Origin of the sequence: Paraburkholderia kirstenboschensis, assembly GCF_032806925.1 — a bacterium.
Classification (GTDB): Bacteria; Pseudomonadota; Gammaproteobacteria; order Burkholderiales; family Burkholderiaceae; genus Paraburkholderia; species Paraburkholderia kirstenboschensis.
Genome location: NZ_CP136513.1, coordinates 3,834,661 through 3,857,370 on the forward strand (window position 1 = coordinate 3,834,661; position 22,710 = coordinate 3,857,370).

Annotated in this window: 18 protein-coding genes and 1 pseudogene; 8 read left to right on the plus strand and 11 right to left on the minus strand. The window is 63.0% G+C overall.

Annotated features, from left to right (window positions below):
- Nucleotides 1-51: 51 nt before the first annotated feature.
- Entirely contained in the window at nt 52-1,491 is a 1,440-nt protein-coding gene (locus RW095_RS39870; RefSeq protein WP_317021069.1) for an aldehyde dehydrogenase family protein, read from the minus strand.
- A gap of 277 nt (nt 1,492-1,768) precedes the next feature.
- Here RW095_RS39870 and ppa point away from each other — a divergent pair, with 277 nt between their 5' ends.
- Together ppa and RW095_RS39880 are read left to right on the plus strand one after the other, a co-directional pair.
- Nucleotides 1,769-2,296 carry an inorganic diphosphatase gene (gene ppa, locus RW095_RS39875; RefSeq protein ID WP_128590658.1) on the plus strand — a complete coding sequence of 176 codons (528 nt, stop codon included), beginning with the start codon at nt 1,769-1,771 and terminating at the stop codon, nt 2,294-2,296.
- Nucleotides 2,297-2,597: 301 nt separating this feature from the next.
- Entirely contained in the window at nt 2,598-4,706 is a 2,109-nt protein-coding gene (locus RW095_RS39880; RefSeq protein WP_317021070.1) for an FUSC family protein, read from the plus strand.
- A gap of 12 nt (nt 4,707-4,718) precedes the next feature.
- Here the strand turns inward: RW095_RS39880 and RW095_RS39885 are convergent, their stop codons facing one another.
- Together RW095_RS39885 and RW095_RS39890 are read right to left on the minus strand one after the other, a co-directional pair.
- Entirely contained in the window at nt 4,719-5,045 is a 327-nt protein-coding gene (locus RW095_RS39885) for a GIY-YIG nuclease family protein (RefSeq protein WP_317021071.1), read from the minus strand.
- A gap of 9 nt (nt 5,046-5,054) precedes the next feature.
- On the minus strand, nt 5,055-6,224 hold the full coding sequence (locus RW095_RS39890) for a GNAT family N-acetyltransferase (RefSeq protein ID WP_317022844.1): 1,170 nt from the start codon (nt 6,222-6,224) through the stop codon (nt 5,055-5,057).
- Between the two features lie 155 nt (nt 6,225-6,379).
- On the opposite strand from RW095_RS39890, the gene RW095_RS39895 reads away from it, so the two are divergent.
- Nucleotides 6,380-8,101 (plus strand): NAD+ synthase, encoded by a 1,722-nt coding sequence (locus RW095_RS39895; RefSeq protein ID WP_317021072.1) that lies wholly within the window; start codon nt 6,380-6,382, stop codon nt 8,099-8,101.
- A gap of 148 nt (nt 8,102-8,249) precedes the next feature.
- Nucleotides 8,250-8,588 carry a P-II family nitrogen regulator gene (glnK, locus tag RW095_RS39900; protein ID WP_006048444.1) on the plus strand — a complete coding sequence of 113 codons (339 nt, stop codon included), beginning with the start codon at nt 8,250-8,252 and terminating at the stop codon, nt 8,586-8,588.
- A gap of 221 nt (nt 8,589-8,809) precedes the next feature.
- On the opposite strand, the gene RW095_RS39905 is transcribed toward glnK, so the two are convergent.
- From RW095_RS39905 to RW095_RS39925, 5 genes are all read right to left on the minus strand, one after another.
- Nucleotides 8,810-9,931, minus strand: coding sequence for a porin (locus RW095_RS39905; protein ID WP_317021073.1), 1,122 nt, complete (start codon nt 9,929-9,931; stop codon nt 8,810-8,812).
- Between the two features lie 616 nt (nt 9,932-10,547).
- Entirely contained in the window at nt 10,548-11,327 is a 780-nt protein-coding gene (locus RW095_RS39910) for an ABC transporter ATP-binding protein (protein ID WP_128589900.1), read from the minus strand.
- A 42-nt stretch (nt 11,328-11,369) separates the two neighbouring features.
- Complete coding sequence (locus RW095_RS39915; protein ID WP_317021074.1) at nt 11,370-12,083, minus strand: ABC transporter permease; 714 nt, start codon at nt 12,081-12,083, stop codon at nt 11,370-11,372.
- Nucleotides 12,080-12,769: an ABC transporter permease gene (locus tag RW095_RS39920; protein ID WP_020065253.1), complete on the minus strand. Its 690-nt coding sequence runs from the start codon at nt 12,767-12,769 to the stop codon at nt 12,080-12,082. The genes RW095_RS39915 and RW095_RS39920 overlap by 4 nt, the downstream gene beginning before the upstream one ends.
- A 306-nt stretch (nt 12,770-13,075) precedes the next feature.
- The gene (locus RW095_RS39925; protein ID WP_317021075.1) at nt 13,076-13,852 is read right to left on the minus strand and encodes an ABC transporter substrate-binding protein; all 777 of its coding nucleotides are present in this window, start codon (nt 13,850-13,852) and stop codon (nt 13,076-13,078) included.
- 425 nt (nt 13,853-14,277) lie between these two features.
- Here RW095_RS39925 and RW095_RS39930 point away from each other — a divergent pair.
- A pseudogene (locus tag RW095_RS39930) lies at nt 14,278-14,981 on the plus strand (pirin family protein).
- Between the two features lie 212 nt (nt 14,982-15,193).
- On the opposite strand, the gene RW095_RS39935 reads toward RW095_RS39930, so the two are convergent.
- Nucleotides 15,194-15,730: a periplasmic heavy metal sensor gene (locus tag RW095_RS39935; protein WP_317021076.1), complete on the minus strand. Its 537-nt coding sequence runs from the start codon at nt 15,728-15,730 to the stop codon at nt 15,194-15,196.
- Nucleotides 15,731-15,949: 219 nt separating this feature from the next.
- On the opposite strand from RW095_RS39935, the gene RW095_RS39940 reads away from it, so the two are divergent.
- Both RW095_RS39940 and RW095_RS39945 read left to right on the plus strand, forming a co-directional pair.
- Nucleotides 15,950-16,675, plus strand: a complete 726-nt coding sequence (locus RW095_RS39940) for a response regulator (protein WP_013338547.1) — start codon at nt 15,950-15,952, stop codon at nt 16,673-16,675.
- A complete protein-coding gene (locus tag RW095_RS39945; RefSeq protein WP_317021077.1) occupies nt 16,659-17,975 on the plus strand; it encodes an ATP-binding protein in 1,317 nt (438 codons plus the stop codon). Before RW095_RS39940 ends, RW095_RS39945 begins: the two co-directional genes overlap by 17 nt.
- 153 nt (nt 17,976-18,128) lie before the next feature.
- On the opposite strand, the gene RW095_RS39950 is transcribed toward RW095_RS39945, so the two are convergent.
- Both RW095_RS39950 and RW095_RS39955 read right to left on the minus strand, forming a co-directional pair.
- The gene (locus RW095_RS39950) at nt 18,129-18,395 is read right to left on the minus strand and encodes a hypothetical protein (protein WP_128588674.1); all 267 of its coding nucleotides are present in this window, start codon (nt 18,393-18,395) and stop codon (nt 18,129-18,131) included.
- Between the two features lie 114 nt (nt 18,396-18,509).
- Entirely contained in the window at nt 18,510-20,201 is a 1,692-nt protein-coding gene (locus RW095_RS39955) for a sensor domain-containing diguanylate cyclase (RefSeq protein WP_317021078.1), read from the minus strand.
- Between the two features lie 752 nt (nt 20,202-20,953).
- On the opposite strand from RW095_RS39955, the gene RW095_RS39960 reads away from it, so the two are divergent.
- On the plus strand, nt 20,954-22,705 hold the full coding sequence (locus tag RW095_RS39960) for an ABC transporter permease (protein ID WP_317021079.1): 1,752 nt from the start codon (nt 20,954-20,956) through the stop codon (nt 22,703-22,705).
- Nucleotides 22,706-22,710 lie beyond the last annotated feature (5 nt).

Consider the following 22,710-nt stretch of genomic DNA (forward strand, 5'->3'; position numbering starts at 1 on the left):
AATGTCTCCGCTGTTTGTTGTGAGTGGTGATGGATAAGCCCAGTCTGCGAACTAGCCGTGCCGGATCGCAATAGTCTTTAGCGCCGTGAAGCCATACAGCGCCTCAAAACCCTTTTCACGCCCGTGGCCCGAATGCCTGACGCCGCCGAACGGCAGTTCAACGCCGCCGCCCGCGCCGTAGTTGTTGATGAACACCTGGCCCGAGCGCAGACGCCGCGCGAGGCGCATTTGCCGCGCGCCGTCGCGCGTCCAGATGCCGGCGACCAGGCCGTATTGCGTGCCATTCGCGAGCGCGAGTGCTTCGTCTTCGTCGCTAAAGGGCATCGCGGCGAGCACGGGGCCGAACACTTCGTCCCGTGCGAGACGGTGGCTCGCGGGCACATCGCGCAACAGCGTGGGCGCCTGGTAGAAGCCGCTTTCCGGCGCTTCGGGAATGACTTCGCCCTGCGCGGCCATCGCGATGCCGTCGTGTTGCGCGTCGGAGAGAAAGTCCCACACGCGCCGCTGCTGCTTTGCGTTGATAAGGGGCCCGCAGTCGAGATCCGCGTGCGAGGGACCCACGCGCAGCGAACTGAACGCGCCGCTCAGCCGGTCGAGCAACGGCTCGTAAATCGCGCGGTCGATCAACACGCGGCTGCCCGCCGAACACGTCTGCCCGGCGTTCTGCACGATCGCCGACACGAGTACCGGCAGCGCGGCGTCGAGGTCCGCATCGCCAAAGACGAGTTGCGGGGACTTGCCGCCGAGTTCGAGCGTGACCGGCACGTGGTTTTCGGCGGCCATTTGCGTGACCAGCTTGCCGGTCTCGGGCGAGCCCGTGAACGAAATGTGATCGATGCCCGGATGACGTGCAAGCGCCGCTCCCGCTTCGTGTCCATAACCGGTGACGATATTCAGCGCGCCTGCGGGCAAGCCCGCTTCGGCCGCGAGTTCGGCGACGCGCAGTACCGAGAGACACGCGTCTTCAGCTGGCTTGACGACGCATGCGTTGCCCACGGCAAGCGCCGCACCCACGCTGCGGCCGAAAATCTGCATTGGATAATTCCACGGCACGATGTGGCCGGTCACGCCGTGCGGCTCGCGGATGGTCATCACCGTATAGCCGGCCTGGTAGGGCAGTGTTTCGCCATGCAGCTTGTCGGCCGCCCCGGCGTAAAACTCGAAGTAGCGCACGAGCGCGGCCGAATCGGCGCGCGCCTGTTTGAGCGGCTTGCCAGTGTCGCGGGCTTCGAGTTGCGCCAGTTCTTCCTGGCGCGCGGCGACGAGCATCGACAGCCGGTAGAGCACGCGTCCGCGTTCCGCCGCGCTTGCCGCGCCCCATGCGCCTTCGAACGCGCGGCGGGCGGCGTGGACGGCGGCGTCGATATCCGCCGCGGTGCCGCGTGCAAGTTGCGTGAACGGCTGGCCGTCCGAGGGATCGAGCACGGCGATCGTCTCGCCGCCTGAAGCAGCGGACCATTCGCCGCCAATGAAGTGTCGGGCTTCTTCCATGCAGACTCCTTGAGATGTCGCGCAGCCGGCGTACGCTTAGCCAGACGCTGAACCGGACGCCGTTACGCGGTGTTCACAAACCAGAGGCACAATCGAGAGACGCTAGACGATTATCGCGCCGATCCGGCGGCGGATGCCATCGGCCGATTGGCTATAATGGCGCATTCTGCACTGTCCGGCCGCAGCGCTCCTGCTCGAGGCAAGTTTTACGATGCGTGCCCTTGAGCCCACGCGCCGCATGCCGTGCTCCGAATTCCATCCTGACCAGAGAGCGCTCATGAGCTTCAATCACGTCCCCGCAGGCAAAGATCTTCCGCAAGATTTCAACGTCATCATCGAAATCCCCGCGCAAAGCGATCCGGTGAAGTACGAGGCCGACAAGGATCTGGGCCTTCTCGTCGTCGACCGCTTCATCGGCACCGGCATGCGCTATCCGGCCAATTACGGCTTCATTCCGCAAACGCTGTCGGGCGACGGCGACCCGGTCGACGTGCTGGTGATCACGCCGTTCCCGCTGCTGGCTGGCTCGGTGGTTCGCGCACGCGCGCTCGGCATGCTGCAAATGACCGACGAATCGGGCGTGGACGCAAAGCTGATCGCCGTCCCGCACGACAAGATCTGCCCGATGACCGCCGACCTGAAGTCGATCGACGACGTCCCGGCGTACCTGAAAGACCAGATCAAGCACTTCTTCGAGCAGTACAAGGCGCTCGAGAAGGGCAAGTGGGTGAAGGTCGAAGGCTGGGCGGGTATCGAAGCCGCGCACAAGGAAATCAGCGAAGGCGTGGCGAACCACAAGAAGTAAGCGGCTTGACGCGCTGATCGGACGGAATCATCGTTTCGCCGATCCACTCGCCTCATGCAAAAAACCGCGCGAGCCCGAAGGGGCGGCGCGGTTTTTTTATTTGGCCTTGAGACTGCGACCTGGGGCCTCGAAATGCCGGTATAGCCGCAGTGCATCCCGAAGATGAACCGAAGCCATTTTTATATCTCCGTGTAAACCCTTATGATTTGTGGCCGGCGGTGGATTGCGCTCACTGCCGGGACGTCTGCAAAAGCGCCGCAACAGCCGAGCAACAAGCCCGCTTTGGGAGCACACCGTTCGGATGATGAACCGCAAGTCCAACCTGCCATCTTCTTCGCCCCGCTGGTCGAATCGGCTGTATGCGATCGCGACGGCGATCTATCGCAAGCGGCCGGTCTGGATGGTGTCGTTTTCCGCCAGCGAGGCGAGTCTCTCCGAGGGCTTGCGCGCCGCATGCGCGTCCACGGCGATGCTCGCGCTCGGCAATCTGCTGCACGATCCAATCTTCGCGTGGGCCGCGATCGGCGCGTTCTGGACCTGTCTCGCGGATGCCGCCGGTTCGAACCGCGCCCGCTTCGCTTCGATGATGGGCTTCGCGCTTCTCTCCACGCTATGCGGCGGACTCACCGCTTTTGCGTCGGCCGAGGGAACGGTGTTCGCCGCGCTCGCGTTGCTCGTTTTCACGAGCCTCGGCGCATTCGGACGCATCTGGGGCGCTGCGACGTCGCAAGTGACGATTCTCGCCGCGACCGCTTGCGTGGTGATGGTCGACCGGCCCATGCGCGATGTGCGCGAAGGGCTTGCATTTCTCGGCGTCTATCTGATCGGCTGTCTGTTCGCGGTCGCGTTGAGCCTGACCGTCTGGCGCATCCATCCATTCGGCGCGAGCCGTGCTTCGCTGCGCATGGTGTATCTGCGGCTCGCGGACATTGCGTTCGACAGCGCGCGTCTGCTTCAGCAGCGCAGCACCCCGCGCGAGTGGGCGACGCACGCCGCAAAATTCCGCGCAGATGCGCGCGTGGCGCTCGAACGTTCGCGCAAGGCACTGGCAAGCGTTCCGTCGACGCGAACCGGCGCGCGCGAGGCCTATGACACGCTGCTCGCGTTGCTGACCGAAGGCGAGGCGTTGTTTGCGTATCTGATCGCCGTCTCCGGTGCATGCGAAAAAATGCCCGGCGATGAACGGCTCGCGACGCGCGCGGCTCGTCTGCTGACGGGCATGGGCGAGACGCTGCGCGGCATCGGCGCACAGGCGAACGAAGGGCGCTGGGAGCATCTCGCGGATCTGCAACTACGCGTGCGGCGGCTCGCGCGGCGGCTGGAAAACGCGCTGATGGAGCCGGTGAAGCTCACATCGGACTTCGAACTCGTCGATTTCACGCCGGTACAAGCGCCGCCGCCGCGCTTCGCGGACAGCGTCGCTGCAACGCTTGCGCGAGTCTGGGCAACGCTGAAGGCGAATCTGTCGCTCGAGTCCGTCGGTTTGCGTCACGCGGCGCGCGTGGGCGTGACGACGACCGCGGGCTTCCTCGTGATCCGCGCGCTCGGCTTGCCGTTCGGCTATTGGGCGACCATGGCGACGCTGCTGATCCTGCAGCCTTCGATCGCGGCGACATGGCCGCGCAGTATCGAGCGCGCGGCGGGCAGCATCGTCGGCGGCGTGCTGGCGGCGGGTATCGGCTATGCGATTCATTCGCCGCTCGGCATTTCGCTCGCGGTCTTTCCGCTCGTCATGGCAACGATGGCATTGCGCCCCGTCAGCTACAGCCTGTTCGTGCTGTTCCTCACGCCGACCTTCGTGCTCGTGGCCGACTTCGCGACACCGGGCGCGAGTGGATTCGCATACGCGCTCACGCGTCTCGGCAACAATGTGCTGGGCTGCGTGCTGGCGCTTTTCGCCACGTTTTATTTGTGGCCGACGCGCGAAAAGAGCGACTACCGCACGTATCTGACGGACGCGGTCCGCGCGAATCTCGCGTATCTGATCGCGGCGCTCGAATCGCCTGGTCAAAGCGAAAAAGACATGGAGCGTTTGCGCCGCGCGGCCGGCCTCGGCAGCAACAACGCCGAGGAAGCCATCGCACGGATTCGCCTCGAAAAACTGGAGGACTCGCTAGTCGACACGGTGACGCTGACGGTGTTGAGTCTGCTGCGCAAAATGGCGGGCACGGCTACGCAGCTTCGGCTGAGTGCGAACCGGCGCGAGATGCAGGATAGGCACGACGAGCTTCGCGTGTGGCTCGCGGCGGTGAACGCCGATATCGAGGCCGCGCTGAATCGAACGATTTTGCCGCTGCGGCACGACCTTCCGGCGCGCGAGCGTTTGACGTCGCTCGAAGCCGATGCCGTGGGTGAGCTTGCGCTGATGCAGCGCTTACTCACCGAACGCATGCGCGAAGCACGGGGCTAAACGAGCGCGCCGTCAGGAAGCGCCGTTTTGCTCGGTGGTCTCCGCGGCGCTAGCCAAAGCCGGTTCCACGAGCGGCACCACCGACTCGAGCGTCCGTCCGCCCGCCGCGAGCGTGCGCTTTTCCGAAGGCGCAAGACGCTTCACCCAATACTCGGCGCGCGAAGCACTGGAGCGGTCCGCCAGTTCGAACGACGCCAGCACGCGCACCGGCTTGCGCGAACGGGTATAACGCGCGCCCGCGCCGCTCACGTGTTTGTCGAAGCGTGCTTGCACGTCGGTGGCGATGCCGGTATAGACGCTGCCGTCCGAGCATTCGAGCAGATAAAGAAACCACGCCATGGATGCGCGTCAGCCTTTGAACGGATTGTGTTCGCGCAGCTCGTCGACATACGCGTGGATGCTGTTCTTTTCATTGTCGAGGAAGTGGCCGACTGCATCGGCGAAAGCGGGATGCGCGAGCCAGTGCGCCGAGCGCGTGACCGTGGGCAGGAAGCCTCGGGCCATCTTGTGTTCGCCCTGGGCGCCGCCTTCAAACGCGCCGAGCTTTTCTTCGATGCAAAATTCGAGGGGCTGATAGTACGCGGTCTCGAAGTGCAGGCACGGCACGTGTTCGAGCGCGCCCCAGTAACGGCCGTACAGCGTGCCGCCGGTTTTCGCGTCGCGCTGATAAACGACGAGCGAACTCGCGATCGGCTTGCCTTCGTATTCGGCGATCACGAGCAGCAGATTCTCCGGCATCGACGCGCCGATCATGCGAAAAAAGTCGAGGTTCAGATACGGAGTCGAAAAGTGCTCGCGGTAAGTTTGCCGATAGCACTTGCTGAAGAAGCGCCAGTCGGCGTCCTGAATGTCTTCGCCGCGAATCCTGCGCATCGTGACGCCTGCCTCGTGTACTTTGCGGCGTTCCGCGCGGATGTTCTTGCGCTTCTTCTGTTCGAGCGTCGAGAGGAAATCGTCGAAGTCCCGGTAGCCGTCGTTGAGCCAGTGAAACTGCACGCCTTCGCGTTGCATCATGCCCATTTCGGTGAGCGCATTCGCTTCCGCTTCGGTGGGAAACAGCACATGCAGCGACGACACATCGGCCTGCTCGGCGAACGCCATCAATGTGGCCGCGAGATGGCGCAGCGCGTGCGCGTCGGCGGACAGCAGCCGATTGCCTTGCACGGGCGTAAACGGCACGGCGCACAGGAGCTTCGGGTAATAGGTCAAGCCGTTGCGCTTGTATGCGTCGGCCCAGGCCCAGTCGAAGACGTACTCGCCATATGAGTGACCCTTCAGATAAACCGGCGCGGCCGCCGCTAGCTTGCCGGTCAGCGGGTCGGTGAGCGTGACGAATTGCGGCGCCCAGCCCGTGTCCGCAACCGCGCAGCGGGTGGCGTGCAGCGCGCTCAGAAACTCATGCCGCAGAAAAGGCGTGGGCTGTGGCTGCTGAGCGAGAAGGGCGTTCCATTCGGCCGCGTCCACCTCGGAGGGCGACGCCAGAATGCCCGTGCGATAATCAAAGCGTTCCTGATTCAACTTATGTGACTGTCCCAATGAGCGACGCGGCGCGCGTTATACACCGTCAAGCACTGCGTCGTTCGTTTATCCGAGTTGCCCGTCCGCCGAGCCCATAACAAGCTGCTTTATTTGCAAGCACTTCGCAAGCCCTTCGCTTGCCCGTCGATCCTGCCATGAAGACACGAATCGCTCTCGCTCAAATCAATGTCACCGTCGGCGATTTCGCCGGCAACGTCGCGAAAATCGTCGCTGCCGCGCGTGACGCGCACAACGCCGGCGCGAAGCTGCTGGTCGCGCCGGAACTCGCGTTATCCGGCTATCCGCCCGAAGATCTGCTGCTGCGCCCCGCGTTCTATACCGCGAGCGCTGCCGCGTTGGCGGATCTCGCCGCGCAACTGAAGCCGTTTGCCGGCCTGCATGTGATCGTCGGCCATCCGTTACGCGAGGTGGGCAACAGCTCGGCCCACGGTCATGGTAATGCAAACGCGCCAATCCAGCGCGGCGTGCCGCCGGTCGATACGTTCAACGCGGCTTCGCTGCTTGTCGACGGCAAGGTGGGGGGCAGCTATCGCAAGCAGGATCTGCCCAACACCGAGGTGTTCGACGAGAAGCGCTATTTCGCGTCAGACGCGCAGCCGTTCGTGTTCGAGCTCGACGGCGTGAAGTACGGCGTGGTGATCTGTGAAGACGCGTGGCATGCGTCGGCCGCTCAAATGGCGAAGGCGGCGGGCGCGCAAGTGCTGCTGATTCCAAACGGATCGCCGTTCCACCTGAACAAGGAAGCGGTGCGTTTCGACATTCTGCGGGCGCGCATTCGCGAGACCGGGCTGCCCATGGTCTACGTCAACATGGTCGGCGCGCAGGACGAACTCGTGTTCGACGGCGGCTCGTTCGTGCTCGACGCGCAGGGCGAGCTAGTCGCGAAGATGCCGCAGTTCGAGGAGGCGACCGCAATCGTCGAATTCGAAGCGGGTGCCCCTGTGCGCGGCGAAACAAACGGCGGGAACAGCGGCATCGCGCCGGAGCTTTCGCTCGAAGCGCAGGTTTATGCGGCGCTCGTGATGGGCGTGCGCGACTACGTGAACAAGAACGGCTTTCCGGGCGCGCTCATTGGTCTGTCGGGCGGCGTGGATTCGGCGTTGGTGCTGGCGGTCGCGTGCGACGCACTCGGCGCAGAGCGCGTGCGCGCGGTGATGATGCCGTCGCGCTACACCGCTGACATTTCGACCACGGACGCCGCGGAAATGGCGCGCCGCGTCGGCGTGCGCTACGACGAAATCGCGATCGCGCCGATGTTCGACGCGTTCCGCGGCTCGCTCGCGCAAGAATTCGAGGGCCAGCCGGAAGATGCCACCGAGGAAAACATTCAGGCGCGTATTCGCGGCACCCTATTGATGGCGCTGTCGAACAAGTTCGGCTCGATCGTGCTCACCACCGGCAACAAGAGCGAAATGGCGGTGGGTTACTGCACGCTTTACGGCGACATGGCCGGGGGCTTCGCGGTGATCAAGGACATCGCCAAGACGCTTGTCTATCGCCTGTGCCATTACCGCAACGAGGCCACGGCTTTCGGCAAGCAGAACGTGATACCCGAGCGGATTCTGACGCGCGCGCCATCCGCGGAATTGCGCGAGAACCAGACCGACCAGGACAGCTTGCCGCCCTATGAGGTGCTCGACGCGATCATGCGCATGTATATGGAAGAGGACCGCTCGCTCGCGGAAATCATCGCCGCGGGTTACGCGGCCGAAGACGTGAAGCGCGTCACGCGGCTCATCAAGATCAACGAATACAAACGCCGTCAGGCGCCAATCGGCATTCGCGTCACGCATCGCGCGTTCGGTCGAGACTGGCGTTATCCGATCACGTCGCGCTACACCGAACCGGTGGAGTGAAGAGGCGCGGCGCTCGCGCCGGATCGCCGCAAGGGGCGCCGGGTCGCAGCGGCGCGCGTCGCTGGACTGCCGCAACGCACCCGGCGCGGCGTAGAATAAAAATCATCCATTTTCCTTTCACTCTTCCAGTCACGAGACGAGGTTCGCCATGAAGCGCATCACCGCAGTCATCAAACCGTTCAAACTCGACGAAGTGCGCGAGGCGCTCGCTGAAGTCGGCCTCACGGGCCTGACCGTCACCGAGGTCAAAGGGTTCGGCCGGCAGAAAGGCCATACCGAGCTCTATCGTGGTGCAGAGTATGTGGTCGACTTCCTGCCGAAAGTGAAGATCGAGGTGGTCGTGGCGGACAACCAGTGCGATCAGGTGATCGATGCGATCATCGGCGCGGCCCGCACCGGCAAGATTGGCGACGGCAAGATTTTCGTCGCGGACGTCGAGCGCGTGATTCGCATCCGTACCGGCGAAGAAAACGAAGCGGCAGTCTGAAGCCGCTCGCGCACCGAAGCGGTGCGCCGGCGCCGAAACAAGGTCCGCGTAAGCACCGCGCGAGCTTCGCGCAACATCGCGAAACGCCGCGCGCCAATAAAAAACGGTGCGATACCCTTTCGGACATCGCACCGATACGCGCCTCTCGCAGCAGCGTGAAAAAGATTCTCTTGAAGAACTTCTAAGCCCCGAAGGCAGTGCCTTCGGAGAACACTGTTCGATTAGAACGAGTGTTGAATACCTGCGTACACACCGGTCTGGCTGTGGCCAGGCAGCGGGTTCTCGTTGTACGTAGTCGTGCCGCCCGAAGTGATGTTGCCGCCAGGGCCTGCCGCGTTCGCGTCGAGACCGAAGTTGGCGGTCTTGCTGTTACGCGCGGTCGCAATCTGGATGTCCAGCAGCGTGCGCTTGGACAGGTTGTACGAACCGCCGATCGTGTAGATCGTTGCGTTGCCGCCGTTCTTGTTGGCGTTGACGTGATACACCGCCGCGATCAGTGCTGCGGCCGGCGTGGCTTGCCACGTCACACCACCCCATTCGTGATCGAGCGACGTCGGCGAAGTGCCTGCAGCGCTAGCAGCAGCGGACGTACGGACTGCCTGGTATGCGCCCTGGATCTTGAACTGACCGAGGAACACGTTGAAGGCTGCTGTGTATTCGCGCGATGCGGTGAACGGGTCGGTGAAGTTACCGTTCGCGGCATTGCGGATTTCGTCATAGATACCGCGAACCTGGAACAGCGACGACGTGTACGTCAGCTGCAGACCTGCTTCACGGCCTTGCGGCGTCGTGCCGTTACCGTTCCAGTTTGTTGCGTTCGACAGTGCGTACTGACCGTACATGTCAAAGCCGTAGAACTTCGGCGACTGGTAAGCAAGGTTGTTGCTCGATTGCGGCCAGTTGCGGCCACGCACCAGCGATGCCGACGACCAGTTCGATTGACCGAACGGGTCGAAGTCCCACACGCCGTTCGAGATGAAGAGCATGCGACCCATCGTGAACGTACCGTAGGTATTGTTCGACAGGCCGACCGTTGCCCAACGATTGAAGAGACCGCCGCCGCCAGGACCTGCGCCCGTCATGGTATTGAACGAGCCTTCCAACTGGAACAGGACCTTGTTGCCGCCGCCGATGTCTTCGACGCCCTTCATGCCCCACAGGCTCGTGCCCCAGTCACCGCTTTCCGCGCGCCAGCGCGAGGTTGAGCCGGTATAGTTGGCGTTCGGCAGACCGCTCATGTATTCGATACCCGCGTCCAGGCGACCATACAGTGTCACGCTGCTTTGGGCATGCGCAACAACGCCGGCCGACATCAGCGCAGCGGCGAGCAAAGCTTTCTTCATCTTCTCCTCCATACCCTGTCAAAAAGTGAAACCCAGTACTGCGAATGGTGTTCGGACGCAAGCGAGCCGAACAGAAATCGGTACCAGGGAGATTAGCGGGCGGATAGGTCTCCTGTCCTGACGTGCAGCCTTGGGACTGTCTCGTCGTCACGCCGATCCCTCGCCGACCGGTTCTCCTCTGTGCTTTGAAGTAAAACTACTTTTAATGAACTTTGTTTTGCTACTTTGGTTACTAATTTATCAAAAATACACTTGTGTGGGAGAAGAAATTAGTACCGGCGTTGACCTGTGTCTCCAAATTGCAATACGGATGTGTGCAAAGGCGCTTTCGAGCACGCTGAAAAATAGCGCAATCCCTTACGTGACAAGGGAATCACGGATCGGCGGGAGCAAGATTAAGGATTGCCACTATTGACGCTTCCAATACGGCAAGGTAATGCGGAAACGTGGGGCGGGAAGGGCGGTGCGGCGGGGTTTTCGCGGTCGAAATACGTGGATTACGCAGGTGACCGAAACAAAAAAGGCGCTCGTAAGCGCCTTGTAACACTACTTTCACTACAGGCGGTATTTGAGACACGTGGCTATGTCTCAAATACCAGGTTCTCCGATATACCCGCTATTTGAGACTGCCGGAAAGAAACTGCTTCAGCCGCTCGCTACGAGTGTTTTTGAACACTTCGTCCGGATGGCCTTCTTCTTCGACGCGGCCTTGGTGCAGGAACATCACGTGGTTCGACACATTGCGCGCGAACGCCATCTCGTGCGTGACGACGATCATCGTGCGGCCTTCTTCGGCGAGCGTTTGCATGACCTTGAGGACTTCGCCGACCAGTTCGGGATCGAGCGCGGAGGTCGGTTCGTCGAATAGCATCACGTCGGGATGCATTGCCAAAGCGCGCGCGATCGCGACGCGCTGCTGCTGGCCGCCGGACAGATGCGACGGATACTGCTTCTCGAGGCGCGGCGCGAGACCGACCTTCTCCAGATACTCGCGAGCGCGATCTTCGGCTTCCTTGCGCTTGAGGCCCAGCACGTTGACGGGCGCTTCGACGATGTTCTCGAGCACGTTCATGTGCGACCACAAGTTGAAGTGCTGGAACACCATGGACAGCTTGGTGCGCACGCGCTGCAACTGCTTGGGGTCCGACACGCGCAACGCACCGTTTTTGGCGATCTGCGTGCGGACTTCTTCGCCGTCCACGAAAATGCGGCCGGCGTTCGGCTGTTCGAGAAAGTTGATGCAGCGGAGCATCGTGCTCTTGCCCGAACCGGACGAGCCGATCACGCTGATCACGTCGCCGGCGTTGGCCTTCAGCGTGACGCCCTTGAGAACTTCGTTATCGCCGTACTGTTTGTGAAGCTCGTCGACGAAGAGCTTTTGCTTCGTTGTATTCATCAGAATCCTTGGGCGTGCTTACGTGCTGGCGCAATGCGCCGGTTACTTGCCTTGCGGCCGCAGGTAAGCGAGCCAGCGGCGCTCGGCGCGGCGAAACAGCCACACCAGCGCGAAAGAAATGCACAAATAGAGCATGGCGGCGATGCCGAACGCATTGAACGACTGATACGTCGCGGAGTTCACGTCGCGGGCGATCTTGAGAATGTCCGGCACGGTCGCGGTGAATGCAACGGTCGTGGCGTGCAGCATCAGAATGACTTCGTTGCTGTAGTACGGCAGCGCGCGGCGCAGCGCCGACGGCAGGATCACGCGCCGGTACAGCGTGAACGACGACATGCCGTAAGCGCGTGCCGCTTCGATTTCGCCATAAGGCGTGGCCTTGATGGCGCCGGCGAAAATCTCGGTGGTGTAGGCACAGGTGTTCAGCGTGAACGCGAGCAGCGTGCAGTTCATGCCTTCGCGGAAAAACGCGTTGGTCAGCTCGTGATTGCGGATGATCTCGAGGCTATACAAACCCGTGTAGCAAAGCAGCAACTGCACGTAGAGCGGCGTGCCGCGAAAGATGTACGTGTAAAGCCACACGAGAGTGGAGAGCCATTTCTTCTTCGACACGCGCGCCACGGCGAGCGGAATCGACAGACAGAAACCGAGGCCGATCGACACCACGAGCAGCCACAGCGTGATAGCGAGGCCGGTGAAGCGGTAGCCGTCGGTATAAAGATAGTTGCGCCAGTATTCCTGAATGATCTCGATCATAGATCCGCCTTTCGCACGCCGGTCGAGTAACGCTTTTCGAGGTACATCAGCACGAAGTTGGACACTGTGGTGATGACGAGATAGATCGCCCCCGCAAACAGGGTGAAGAAGAAAAACCGCAAGGTGCCTTTGCCCGCGTCTTGCGAAGCCTTGACCACATCCGCCAGGCCGATGATCGACACGAGCGCGGTGGCTTTGACCATGACCTGCCAGTTGTTGCCGATGCCGGGCAGCGCGAAGCGCATCATCTGCGGGAACATGATGCGCGAGAACACCTGCCAGCTCGTCATGCCGTAGGCCGCGCCCGCTTCGAGCTGGCCGCGCGGCACGGCGAGAAACGCGCCGCGGAACGTCTCGGTGAAGTACGCACCGTAAATGAAGCCGAGAACCGCGACGCCGGCCACGAACGGGTCGATGTCGATCTGATCCCAGCCGAGCAGGTCGGTCAGATTGTTTAGCCAGATCTGGATGCTGTAGAAGAGCAGCAGCATCAGCACGAGGTCGGGCACGCCGCGCACGAGCGTGGTGTAGACCGTGCCGGCGCCGTGCGAGAAGCGGTTCTTCGACAGTTTCGCCGCCGCGCCGACGAGGCCCAGCAAGAAAGCAAGCGCCAGGGACAACACCGCCAGTTTGACGGTTTGCCAGGTGCCGTTGAGAAGCAGCGGGCCGTAGCCTTGAAGGAACATATCGGGTCCTTGACGATGCGTTTGCGACACACCGCGAAAGACGCGGCCGGCTCTGCACCGCATGTACCGCGAGCTTCGCTCGCTGTGATCTGCGGCGCACAGCGCACCGCTGTGCAAATCATGACTGCATGACCGTTGGCGGTCTTGCAGCGCGCTTTTCGACTCTCTTTGAGACTAGACCGACTGTATTACGAAGCCCGGGGGAAGCCCATGCGGGCGAGCCCCGAGTTCCATGGTGCCGCGTTTGACGCGAGCAGGCGGGGTGCCTGAAGCGGCGGCCCGCTTTGGACCGTGCTCAGTGCCGGCTCAGTGCCCAGGATAAATCTCGAAGTCGAAGTACTGCTTTTCGAGCTTCGTGAAAGTGCCGTCCTGATGAACCTGTGCGAGCGCCCGATTGAACATTGTCCGCAGTTCGGCGTCTTCCTTGCGCAGACCGATGGCCGTGCCTTCGCCGATGGTCTTCGGATCCTTGACTTCCGGACCGGCCCACGCGAAGCCTTTACCGCGCGGCGTCTTCAGGAAACCGGCGTCGGCCTGGATCTCGTCCTGCAGCGCGGCGTCGAGCCGGCCGGAGGTGAGATCGGCGTAGACCTGGTCCTGATTCTCATACGGCACGACGGTCACGCCTTTCGGCTCCCAATAAGCCTTGGCGTAGGCTTCCTGGGTCGTGCCCTGCTCGACGCCGATGCGCTTGCCCTTCAGCGATTCAGCGGTGGGCAGGAGCGGCGAGCCGGCTTTGGCGATCATGCGCGCGGGCGCGTCGAACAGCTTGTCGGAGAAATCGATCTGCTCGCGACGCTTGTCCGTGACGGTCAGCGACGACACGATCGCGTCGAACTTCTTCCCCTTCAGTGCCGGGATGATGCCGTCGAAATCCTGCTCGACCCACACGCACTTCACGTTCATTCTTGCGCACAACGCTTTGGTCAGATCGACGTCGAACCCGACAACCTGGCCGCTGGCCGCCTTCGATTCGAACGGCGGATAGCTGGCGTCAACCCCGATGCGTACGGTTTTCCATTCTTTTGCCATGGCGCCGGTGGCCATGACGGCGAGCGCTACGCACAGTGCGAGCTTCTTCATGTTTCTCCTGGGTCAAACTGATCGTCGTGGTGTCCGATCTCGACGAACGCTGGCTTGTGGCCGGCCGTCGCTATTCTAGGCGGCCAAAATTGCCGCGCCGCTGCGGGTATCCTGCGTGTTGTCCGCTGGCGGACGCCCCGCTGTCCCGCCGTGCGGGCGCCCTTTCGGCCACCATGTACGTTGAAAAGCGCGGTATTTTACCCGAACAGGGGCCCGGCGCCAGTGCGCAATGGCGCTCGGACGGGCGCGGCGGCGGGCGCGTTGCGTATGCGCGACGCGTAGGCGAGTTCAGCCGGGGTTCGATCAGCCGCGGCGTCGTGCGATTACGCGGATTTGCGAAACGATCCGGTGCATTCCCGCCGATTGTGCGCAGAGCGGGCAGCCCATACATTCTGGCCATCGCCAGATTTCACAGGGAGTACCTCATGATCGAAATTCGCCGCTCCGACGAACGCGGCCACGCCAACCACGGCTGGCTCGACTCGTATCACAGCTTCTCGTTTGCCGACTATCGCGACCCGGAGCATGTCCATTTCGGCCCGCTGCGCGTGATCAACGAAGACCGCATAGCGGGCGGCCAGGGCTTCGGCACGCACGGGCACCGCGATATGGAGATCGTTACCTATGTGCTCGAGGGGGCGCTTGCGCATCGCGACAGCATGGGCAACGGCTCGACGATCCGTCCGGGGGACGTGCAGCGCATGAGCGCCGGCACTGGCGTGATGCACAGCGAGTTCAACGCGTCGCAGGACGAAGAGGCGCATCTGCTGCAGATCTGGGTGATTCCGCGACGGGCGGGCGATCAGCCGGGTTACGAAGAGAAGCGCTTCGAGGCCGCCGATAAGCGCGGCCGGCTGCGAGTCGTCGCGTCGCCCGACGGCCGCGACGGCTCGGTGACGATCCACGCGGACGCGTCGATTTACGCCGCGCTGATCGACGGCGCCGAGCAGGCCACCTTGACGCTGCCTGAAGGACGGCTCGCCTATGTGCACGCGGCTCGCTGACGGTGAACGGCGAGGCGCTTCAAGCCGGCGACGCGGCCAAGCTCAGCGAAACAGATACGGTGACGCTGGAAAAAGGCGATAACGCCGAAGTGCTGCTATTCGATCTCGGCCGGCTCGAAGGCTGAAGCGGGCTGGCTGCAGGCCGTCCAGACGAAGTTGGTTGGGCGCGCAACGACCTCGCAAGCGCGAGCGCTCACGGGGATCGCGCTGTATAGAAGCAGGAAAGACCTCGAAGAAACGCCACGGAGAAGCTCCGTGGCGTTTCTGTTTTGCGAAGACGGCTACGCGAGCGGCCTTCGTGTATCGAGCCGCGCATGGCTGCGCGGCCACCCGTGGCTTACTGATTTGCAGCCGGCGCCGATGCCGCGCCCTGCTGGTGATGCTGCCAGCGCTCGCGCATCTTCTCGTGACGCGATTCCATCTTCGCAAAGCGCTGCTTCAGCGCGGTGCTGACGGTGGTCTTCTGCTGGTCGTTCAGGCCGTTATAGAACTTGAGCCAGGCGTCGGTGGTTTGCTGGCGCAACTGTGCGTCTTTCTGCTCGATCTGGTGATGAGCGGTGGCCATTGCGTTCAGATCGAGAATCGGCTGCTGCTGCGCGGACTTGAACTGGTCCTTCATCTGCTCGTGATTCGCGCGCATCGCCTCGTGGTTCTGCTTCATGGTGTCGAGCGCGGCTTGCCACTGCTTTTCCTGATCCGCGTTCAGCTTCAGCTGGTCGTGAAGTTGCGTGAGCTCATTCATGAAGTGCCCATGCCATCCGCCGGGGCCGCCGTGGGCCTCATGAGCGGGTTGAGCCGCATAGGCTGCGCCCGCGCCGATGGCGAGAGCGGTGGCGGCAACGGCGAGGGCGCGCGAGATTTTTCTGGTGGACATGTAATGCTCCCTGTAATGGAATAGCCGACGATGCATCCGATCACGTTGACGGCCTGCATTCGGTAAGACACAGCGTAGAGAACTGCATCGGCCGCTGTGTTACGCGCCCTGGTGCCGCTGTTACGGGCCATTACGTGCAGCTTTCACCGTAACACCCGGTAACCCTTGAGGCCTGCTTGAAATCGAAAACCGTTCCTGCCGCGCGTTAAACTTCATTCCATGGCTACTCAAATACTTGTTGTCGACGACGACGTCGAATTGCGCGATCTACTGCGCGACTATCTGGCCCGCCAGGGTATCGAAGTCTCGGTGCTGCACGACGCGGGCTCGCTCGAACGCAGGCTCGAGCGCGAGCGTCCCGATCTGATCGTGCTCGACCTGATGATGCCGGGTGTCGACGGGCTCACCGCGTTGCGCAAGCTGCGCGCATCGGGCGACGACATTCCCGTCATCATGCTGACCGCGCGCGCGGACGACGTCGACCGGATCGTCGGCTTGGAACTCGGTGCGGACGACTATCTCGGCAAGCCGTTCAATCCACGCGAACTGCTTGCGCGCGTGCAGGCGGTGTTGCGCCGGCGCCGCACGCTGCCGTCGGCGGCCGCGCCCGAGCAGCGCGAGCCGTTCAGCTTCGGCCGTTTCACGCTGGACTTCCAGTCGCGCACACTGCATCTGGAGGACAAGCCGCTTACGCTGTCCGGCAGCGAGTTCGCGTTACTGAAAATCTTCGTGAACCACCCCATGCGCACGCTGACGCGCGAGCGTCTGCTGGAGTTGCTGCACGGTCCCGAGTACGACGGTACCGACCGCGGCATCGACGTGCAGGTGTGGCGTCTGCGGCGCATCCTCGAAACGGACCCGTCCACGCCGCGCTTCATCCAGACAGTGCGCGGACGGGGCTACGTGTTCGTGCCCGACGGCGAACAGCATGCGCCGGCCCATTGATTCGCTGTTCGGACGGCTGGCATTGCTGGTCGTCGCGGTGTTGCTGCTGTCGCATTTCGCGTGGTACGCGCTCATGCGCCTCGAGCGCAACCAGCTGCAAGCGCGTTACGCCGTCGAAGAGGCCACTTTTCTCGTCGACGCGGTGCGTCAGCACGTCGTCCGCAACCCGGACCAGCCGTTGCCTTCGCGTGTGAAACTGGTCGATCCGGCGAGCGCCGAGGTGCCGCCGGAATCGCCGAACATGTCGCCGCCGCTGGAACGCTTTCTCGAAGACGTGCGCGACCGCATGCCGTCCGGCACGCAGGTGCGCGCCGGCTTGCCGGGCGGCCCGCCCACGCTGTGGGTGCGCGGAACCGCCGACCACAGCTGGATCGTCGTGCCGGTCCAGCCTCTGCGACCGCCGCGTTCGCTCGACCGCACCGTGTTGTGGCTCATCATGATCTTTTCGTTCGCGGTCATGGCGGCGCTCTTCGCCGCATGGGCGTTGCAGCAGCCTCTGCGCTCGCTCGCCCAGGCGGTTGCGCGGTTCGGCCGCGGCTTGCCGGTGCCTCCGGTGCCCGAGCGCGGACCGCGCGAGCTGAGGCAATTGACGCACGGCTTTAACCAGATGGTTCAGGAAGTCGCGCGTACCGAGAACGACCGCGCGGTGATGCTCGCGGGCGTCGCGCACGATCTGAAGACGCCGCTCGCGCGCTTGCGGCTGCGCGCCGAAATGATGGACGAAGCCAAGATGCGCGACGGCGTCGTGCGCGACGTCGATTCCATGACGCACATCGTCGAGCAGTTCCTCGTGTTCGCGCACGACGGCGCGGACCGCAGCGAACCGGTTGAAGTCAACGCGCAATGCGAGCGCGTCGTGCGCAGTTATCGCGCAGTGGCCTCGGGCGCGCCGACCGTGGAAACCGACTTGCGGGCGGGTCCCGGGTTCTGCCTTCCTGCCGCCACGCTCGACCGGATTCTGTCGAACCTGCTCGACAATGCGCACGCGTATGGCGCGCCGCCGATCGTCGTTGCCACCGCGCGCACGGCGGAAGGCTTCACGCTGTCCGTGAGCGACAACGGCAAGGGCATTGCCGCCCAGGATCTCATCAACGCAAGCCGGCCTTTCGTGCGGCTCGATCCGGCGCGCGGCGGTAATGGCCACAGCGGTTTGGGGCTCGCCATCGTCGAGCGGCTGGTTCGCCGCGCGGGCGGAGAGTGGGAGATAGGCAACCACGGCGGCCGTGGCTTGCGGGTCTTGATGAGCTTTCCGTTTTCCGCCGTGCCTCAGGTGAAGGCGGCCTCGGAAAGCGTCTGGTGATCGTGGTCACAGGCGCGGCCGCGTTGCGCCGCGTCTGTCGCTGCTGTTGCGCGCCCTTGGCACGATGCCCGCTGCTCGCGCCTTCTTCAAAGCCGTCGCCAGGCACGTAGGTGCGTAACCAGAACGTCGAAGCGAGCTGGGCAGAGCGCCGGCCTAGTCGGAGAACAGCGTGTTCAGCGCATTCGCCGCTTCGCTATCCACCGTATTCCACGTCACGGTTTCCGCCTCGAAAATATAGTGCGTCGTGTACTTGCCGAGGCGCGCGAGTATCTCGTCCTGAATGACCTCTGGCGCAACATCCAGCTTCAGATACCAGGCGGTGGACGACAGGCGCGTTTGAAACGCGCCGTATTCGGCCAGCAGATGGTCGAACGCGTCAGCATCCTGATCGCGGCAAACGATGACCAGATTTCCCTTCATGCGAATCTCCCGTTAAAGCGGTAGCGACAACCCAAGGTCAGTGTCGATCATACCTGCTTGCTTGCGGGAGGCCCGGCGCTTCGGCTTGCGTTGCGTCAGATAGCGGCAACGCGGTTACCAGATGCTGGCTACCGTGCGCGCGGACGGCGCGGTATCGTCAGGCGGCAGTGCTTCGGTGCGGTCGCGGCCGCCGGTCTTCGCGGCGTAGAGCGCCATGTCGGCGCGGCTCATGATGCGTTCGGGGAGGTCGTCCACCGAAAGTTCGGTGATGCCGATGCTCACGCTGAGCGTGACCGAGGCGGGCAGCTTCGCCGACGGCACGGCCTTCAGGCGCAGACGCAAGCGTTCGACCACTTCGCGGCCGCCGGCAAGATCGGTGGCCGGCAACAGCACCCCGAACTCCTCGCCGCCAAGCCGGCCGATCGCATCGGCGCCGCGCAGTTCCGCGCGGCAGGTGTCGACGAAATGTTCAAGTGCGCGGTCGCCGGCAGCATGGCCGAAGCGGTCGTTGATCTGCTTGAAGTGATCGAGGTCCGCGATCGCCATGCACAGTGGCTCGTTGCCCAGATGCGCGCGGTCGATTTGGTGGCGCAGCAAGTCGAGGAAATAGCGGCGCGACAGCGCACCGGTCAATGCGTCGTGACGCGCCTCCGCCGAAAGCAGCGTATTGGCCGATTGCAGCTGTTCGGCAAGATCGCGTGTGGCCCGATGGTGACGCCGCTCGCGCACGTACGAGACGGTGATCACCCATGCGAGCGCCACGGTGCCGGCCAGCGTCAGGAACACCAGCAAATGATCGCGCTTATGGTTGCGCAGCAGTTCGGGCCAGGCGGGAAGCGGCTCGACGAGATGCGCCGACAGTTCCGAGTTCAGACCGCCGCGAGTCTGGTACAGCGACGGACCCGGCTGTCCGGCCGAAGCGAACAGCTGTTCCGCGACAGCGGGGGACACCCATGGCGCCGCCTCGCGCACCTGGGTGTCGACGTGTATCTGGATATCCGGGAACGTATCGCGGCGATAGGTCAGCTTGCGGTCCGCTGCTCTCATCTTGGTCACTCGCGAGTCCGGCAGCGCGTGGCCTTCGAGCCTGCTGTCGTGCGCCATGATGATGACGCCGTTACTGTCGGCGACGAAGGTTCCGGCATGGGCGACCCAGTGGCGCAGCCGCGCGATCCCTACCTTGGCGACGACTGCCCCTGCGAGTTCTCCATCCGCATAGACCGGCACGGCGATAAAGATGCCGGGCTCGCCGCTCGTGCGGCCCACGCCATACGCTTCAGAGAACGCGCCCAGCAGGGCGCTCGTGAGATAAGCCCGCACGCGCATGTCGACGCCGACGAAGGAGCTGCGCGGCGCCTGCGTGTCGGTGAGGACATCGCTCGCGGCCACGCAGATGCCATTGGCATTCACGAGCCACACCTGATCGAGCCCGGAGAAGCCCTGCGCGCGGTGCAGGAAGGTGCTCACAGTGGTCATTCGCGGGTCTTTTAGCAACGCGGCGCGAAGGGCGGGTTCCGTCGTCTCGCCGTTCGCGGCATAATTCCGGGATTGCACCAATGCGTTCTGGACCACGTCCATTTCGGCCATGGTTGCGGGGATGGCCCGCGACATCGCAAGGTCGCTTGCGATCACCTCCGCCATGTTGTCGACGATCGAGGCCGACATCTGGCGCTGCGCGTGCAAGGTCGCGGCGAGTTCTTGCTGTACCATCCGGTCCGCGACCATGCCGGCCACGAACCAGCAAGCCAGTAAGATCAGCACGAAGCCGATCGGGCCGGTTGCCTGGCGCAAGGTTGTCCTGTTCATCGACCCTCTGATCCGTCTGGCTTAGACATGCAACTAGCTATTCGTGGCAGCGCCGCGGCGCTGTTTCGCCCCGCGTTTCGCGGTTGTGGGAACGGCCGGTCATGCGCCGCCGCTTTGGCCCGGGATAAACCGCCAACACAGTGCATCTTTATGGATTCTAACCGTCATGGGGCCAGACGCCACCCTTATTGAGGCATGAGATCTTATGGGCATCACCCATCAGGCTCTTAACGGCAGCTTCGCCGGTTTCTTGATGCCTCGCGCAACAGCGCGAAGTGCAATCACACGAGTGCGGCATCAGTGAGCGTCACCGGCCTTGTCGAACAATGCCGACGAGAGTGCTCATAAAAGAGGCGCGCGGCACGGCTGCTTGCCCTTGGCGGAAGATCACTGTCAGGACATTACCGGGCTGTTGTCAGGCGGTCGTTGCAAGTTGCCCCGATTTGCCTTCAAAGGTTGTGCCTGAAACATAGGATGGTGTAGTGTCGTGCCGTCCAAAACAAAGGAAAGCTCGCCAGCCTACGGGCGGCGCCTGCGGCGACAGCATTCTGGCTTGACGGTTGGGTTGCGGGGCGGCTTACCCGTGGGCACTTCCGTCGCTGGTCCACGTGTCACCAACGCTAACGATTTACCGCGCACACGCGTTTTGCCATGCCTGATTTCCGCTTTCCGGACCGATCGTCAGACCGCCGCGCCGAAGTCGCGGCCTCGTTCGCGCGTTTGTTCGCCTGTATGAATGAGGAGTGGGTCTGATGGATTTCAGCTTCGACCTGAAGCGCACCGCCAACGCGTCGGCATGGCGGGTGCTGCCCAACCGCTGGGACTTCGTGGCCTTTCCGCTGATCATCTGCATCATCGCAATGGCGGCGATCGGCTTTCACGAGACGCTCGCGCCGATGTCCACGCTCAAGACCCAGGCGATCTCGCTCGATCCCGCGAACCTGCCCGAGTATGCGATGCGCACCACATTGCGCATGCTCGCGGCGATGGTCGCGTCGCTGATCTTCACGCTGATCTACGGCACGCTCGCTGCGAAAAGCCGGCGGGCAGGTCTGGTGCTGGTGCCGATTCTCGACATCCTGCAGTCGGTGCCGGTGCTCGGCTATATATCGTTCACGGTTACGTTCTTTCTAGCGCTGTTTCCGGGCCGCGTACTGGGCGCCGAACTCGCGGCGATCTTCGCGATCTTCACGAGCCAGGCGTGGAACATGACCTTCAGCTTCTATCAGTCGCTGCGCACGGTGCCGCGCGATCTCGACGAAGTCTCGCGCGGCTTTCACCTCACTTCATGGCAGCGCTTCTGGAAGCTCGAAGTGCCGTTCTCGATGCCAGGCCTCATCTGGAACATGATGATGTCGATGTCTGGCGGCTGGTTCTTCGTGGTCGCCTCCGAGGCCATCACCGTCGGCAACAACACGATCACGCTGCCAGGCATCGGCGCCTATCTGGCGCAGGCGATCGTCGTCAAGAACCTGCACGCGATCGGCTGGGTGATTCTCGCGATGACCGTCGTGATTCTCGCGTATGACCAGTTGCTGTTCCGTCCGCTCGTCGCATGGGCGGATAAATTCCGTATGGAAACCACGAGTTCGGGCGACGCTCCGGAATCGTGGCTGCTCGATCTGATCCGCCGCACGCGCCTGATTCACCGCTTGCTCGTGCCGCTCGGCTGGATGTTCGCAAAGGCCGCGCGCGTGCCGTTCCGGCTGCCCGCGTTGCAGGGGCCGCGTTTCCAGATCCCGCAGATGCAGAAGAGCTCGCGCCTTGGCGACATCGTGTGGGGCGCGCTGGTCCTGATCGGCACCGTCTATGTCGTGTATCGCGTGTTCATTTACGTGCGCACCGGCGTTTCGCTCGACGAAGTCGGCCACGTTCTCATGCTTGGCCTGATCACACTTTTGCGGGTGGTGGTGCTGATCGCGATCGCGTCGGTGATCTGGGTGCCGGTCGGCGTGCTGATCGGCTTGCGGCCCGCGCTCGCCGAGAAGATTCAGCCGCTCGCGCAGTTTCTTGCTGCGTTTCCGGCCAATCTGCTGTTTCCGGTATTCGTGATCGCGATCGTTCGCTTCAACCTGAACCCGGACATCTGGCTGTCGCCGCTGATCGTGCTCGGCACCCAGTGGTATATCCTGTTCAACGTGATTGCCGGCGCGACCTCGTATCCGAACGACTATCGCGAAGCGGCCAAGAATTTCCACATTCGTGGCTGGCAATGGTGGCGTCAGGCCATGTTGCCGGGCATTTTCCCGTACTACGTGACGGGCGCGATCACCGCGTCGGGCGGCGCGTGGAACGCGAGCATCGTCGCGGAATTCGTGCAGTGGGGCGACACGAAGGTTGCGGCGCATGGGCTCGGGGCCTATATCGCGCAGTCCACGGCCGCGGGCGACTATCCGAAGATCATTGTGGGCATTGCGGTGATGTCCCTGTTCGTGACGCTCTTCAACCGCCTGCTGTGGCGTCCGATGTACGCGTACGCCGAAGCCAAGCTTCGGCTGGACTAAGCGCC

Excerpts from the sequence above, each read along its gene's own strand:
- RW095_RS39940 (WP_013338547.1), top strand. The coding sequence starts at position 15,950 with ATGGCTACTCAAATACTTGTTGTCGACGACGACGTCGAATTGCGCGAT.
- RW095_RS39880 (WP_317021070.1), top strand. The coding sequence starts at position 2,598 with ATGATGAACCGCAAGTCCAACCTGCCATCTTCTTCGCCCCGCTGGTCG.
- RW095_RS39950 (WP_128588674.1), bottom strand. The coding sequence starts at position 18,395 with ATGAAGGGAAATCTGGTCATCGTTTGCCGCGATCAGGATGCTGACGCG.
- RW095_RS39960 (WP_317021079.1), top strand. The coding sequence starts at position 20,954 with ATGGATTTCAGCTTCGACCTGAAGCGCACCGCCAACGCGTCGGCATGG.
- RW095_RS39905 (WP_317021073.1), bottom strand. The coding sequence starts at position 9,931 with ATGAAGAAAGCTTTGCTCGCCGCTGCGCTGATGTCGGCCGGCGTTGTT.
- RW095_RS39955 (WP_317021078.1), bottom strand. The coding sequence starts at position 20,201 with ATGAACAGGACAACCTTGCGCCAGGCAACCGGCCCGATCGGCTTCGTG.
- RW095_RS39945 (WP_317021077.1), top strand. The coding sequence starts at position 16,659 with ATGCGCCGGCCCATTGATTCGCTGTTCGGACGGCTGGCATTGCTGGTC.
- RW095_RS39915 (WP_317021074.1), bottom strand. The coding sequence starts at position 12,083 with ATGATCGAGATCATTCAGGAATACTGGCGCAACTATCTTTATACCGAC.
- RW095_RS39935 (WP_317021076.1), bottom strand. The coding sequence starts at position 15,730 with ATGTCCACCAGAAAAATCTCGCGCGCCCTCGCCGTTGCCGCCACCGCT.
- RW095_RS39870 (WP_317021069.1), bottom strand. The coding sequence starts at position 1,491 with ATGGAAGAAGCCCGACACTTCATTGGCGGCGAATGGTCCGCTGCTTCA.
- glnK (WP_006048444.1), top strand. The coding sequence starts at position 8,250 with ATGAAGCGCATCACCGCAGTCATCAAACCGTTCAAACTCGACGAAGTG.
- RW095_RS39910 (WP_128589900.1), bottom strand. The coding sequence starts at position 11,327 with ATGAATACAACGAAGCAAAAGCTCTTCGTCGACGAGCTTCACAAACAG.
- ppa (WP_128590658.1), top strand. The coding sequence starts at position 1,769 with ATGAGCTTCAATCACGTCCCCGCAGGCAAAGATCTTCCGCAAGATTTC.
- RW095_RS39920 (WP_020065253.1), bottom strand. The coding sequence starts at position 12,769 with ATGTTCCTTCAAGGCTACGGCCCGCTGCTTCTCAACGGCACCTGGCAA.
- RW095_RS39885 (WP_317021071.1), bottom strand. The coding sequence starts at position 5,045 with ATGGCGTGGTTTCTTTATCTGCTCGAATGCTCGGACGGCAGCGTCTAT.
- RW095_RS39925 (WP_317021075.1), bottom strand. The coding sequence starts at position 13,852 with ATGAAGAAGCTCGCACTGTGCGTAGCGCTCGCCGTCATGGCCACCGGC.
- RW095_RS39895 (WP_317021072.1), top strand. The coding sequence starts at position 6,380 with ATGAAGACACGAATCGCTCTCGCTCAAATCAATGTCACCGTCGGCGAT.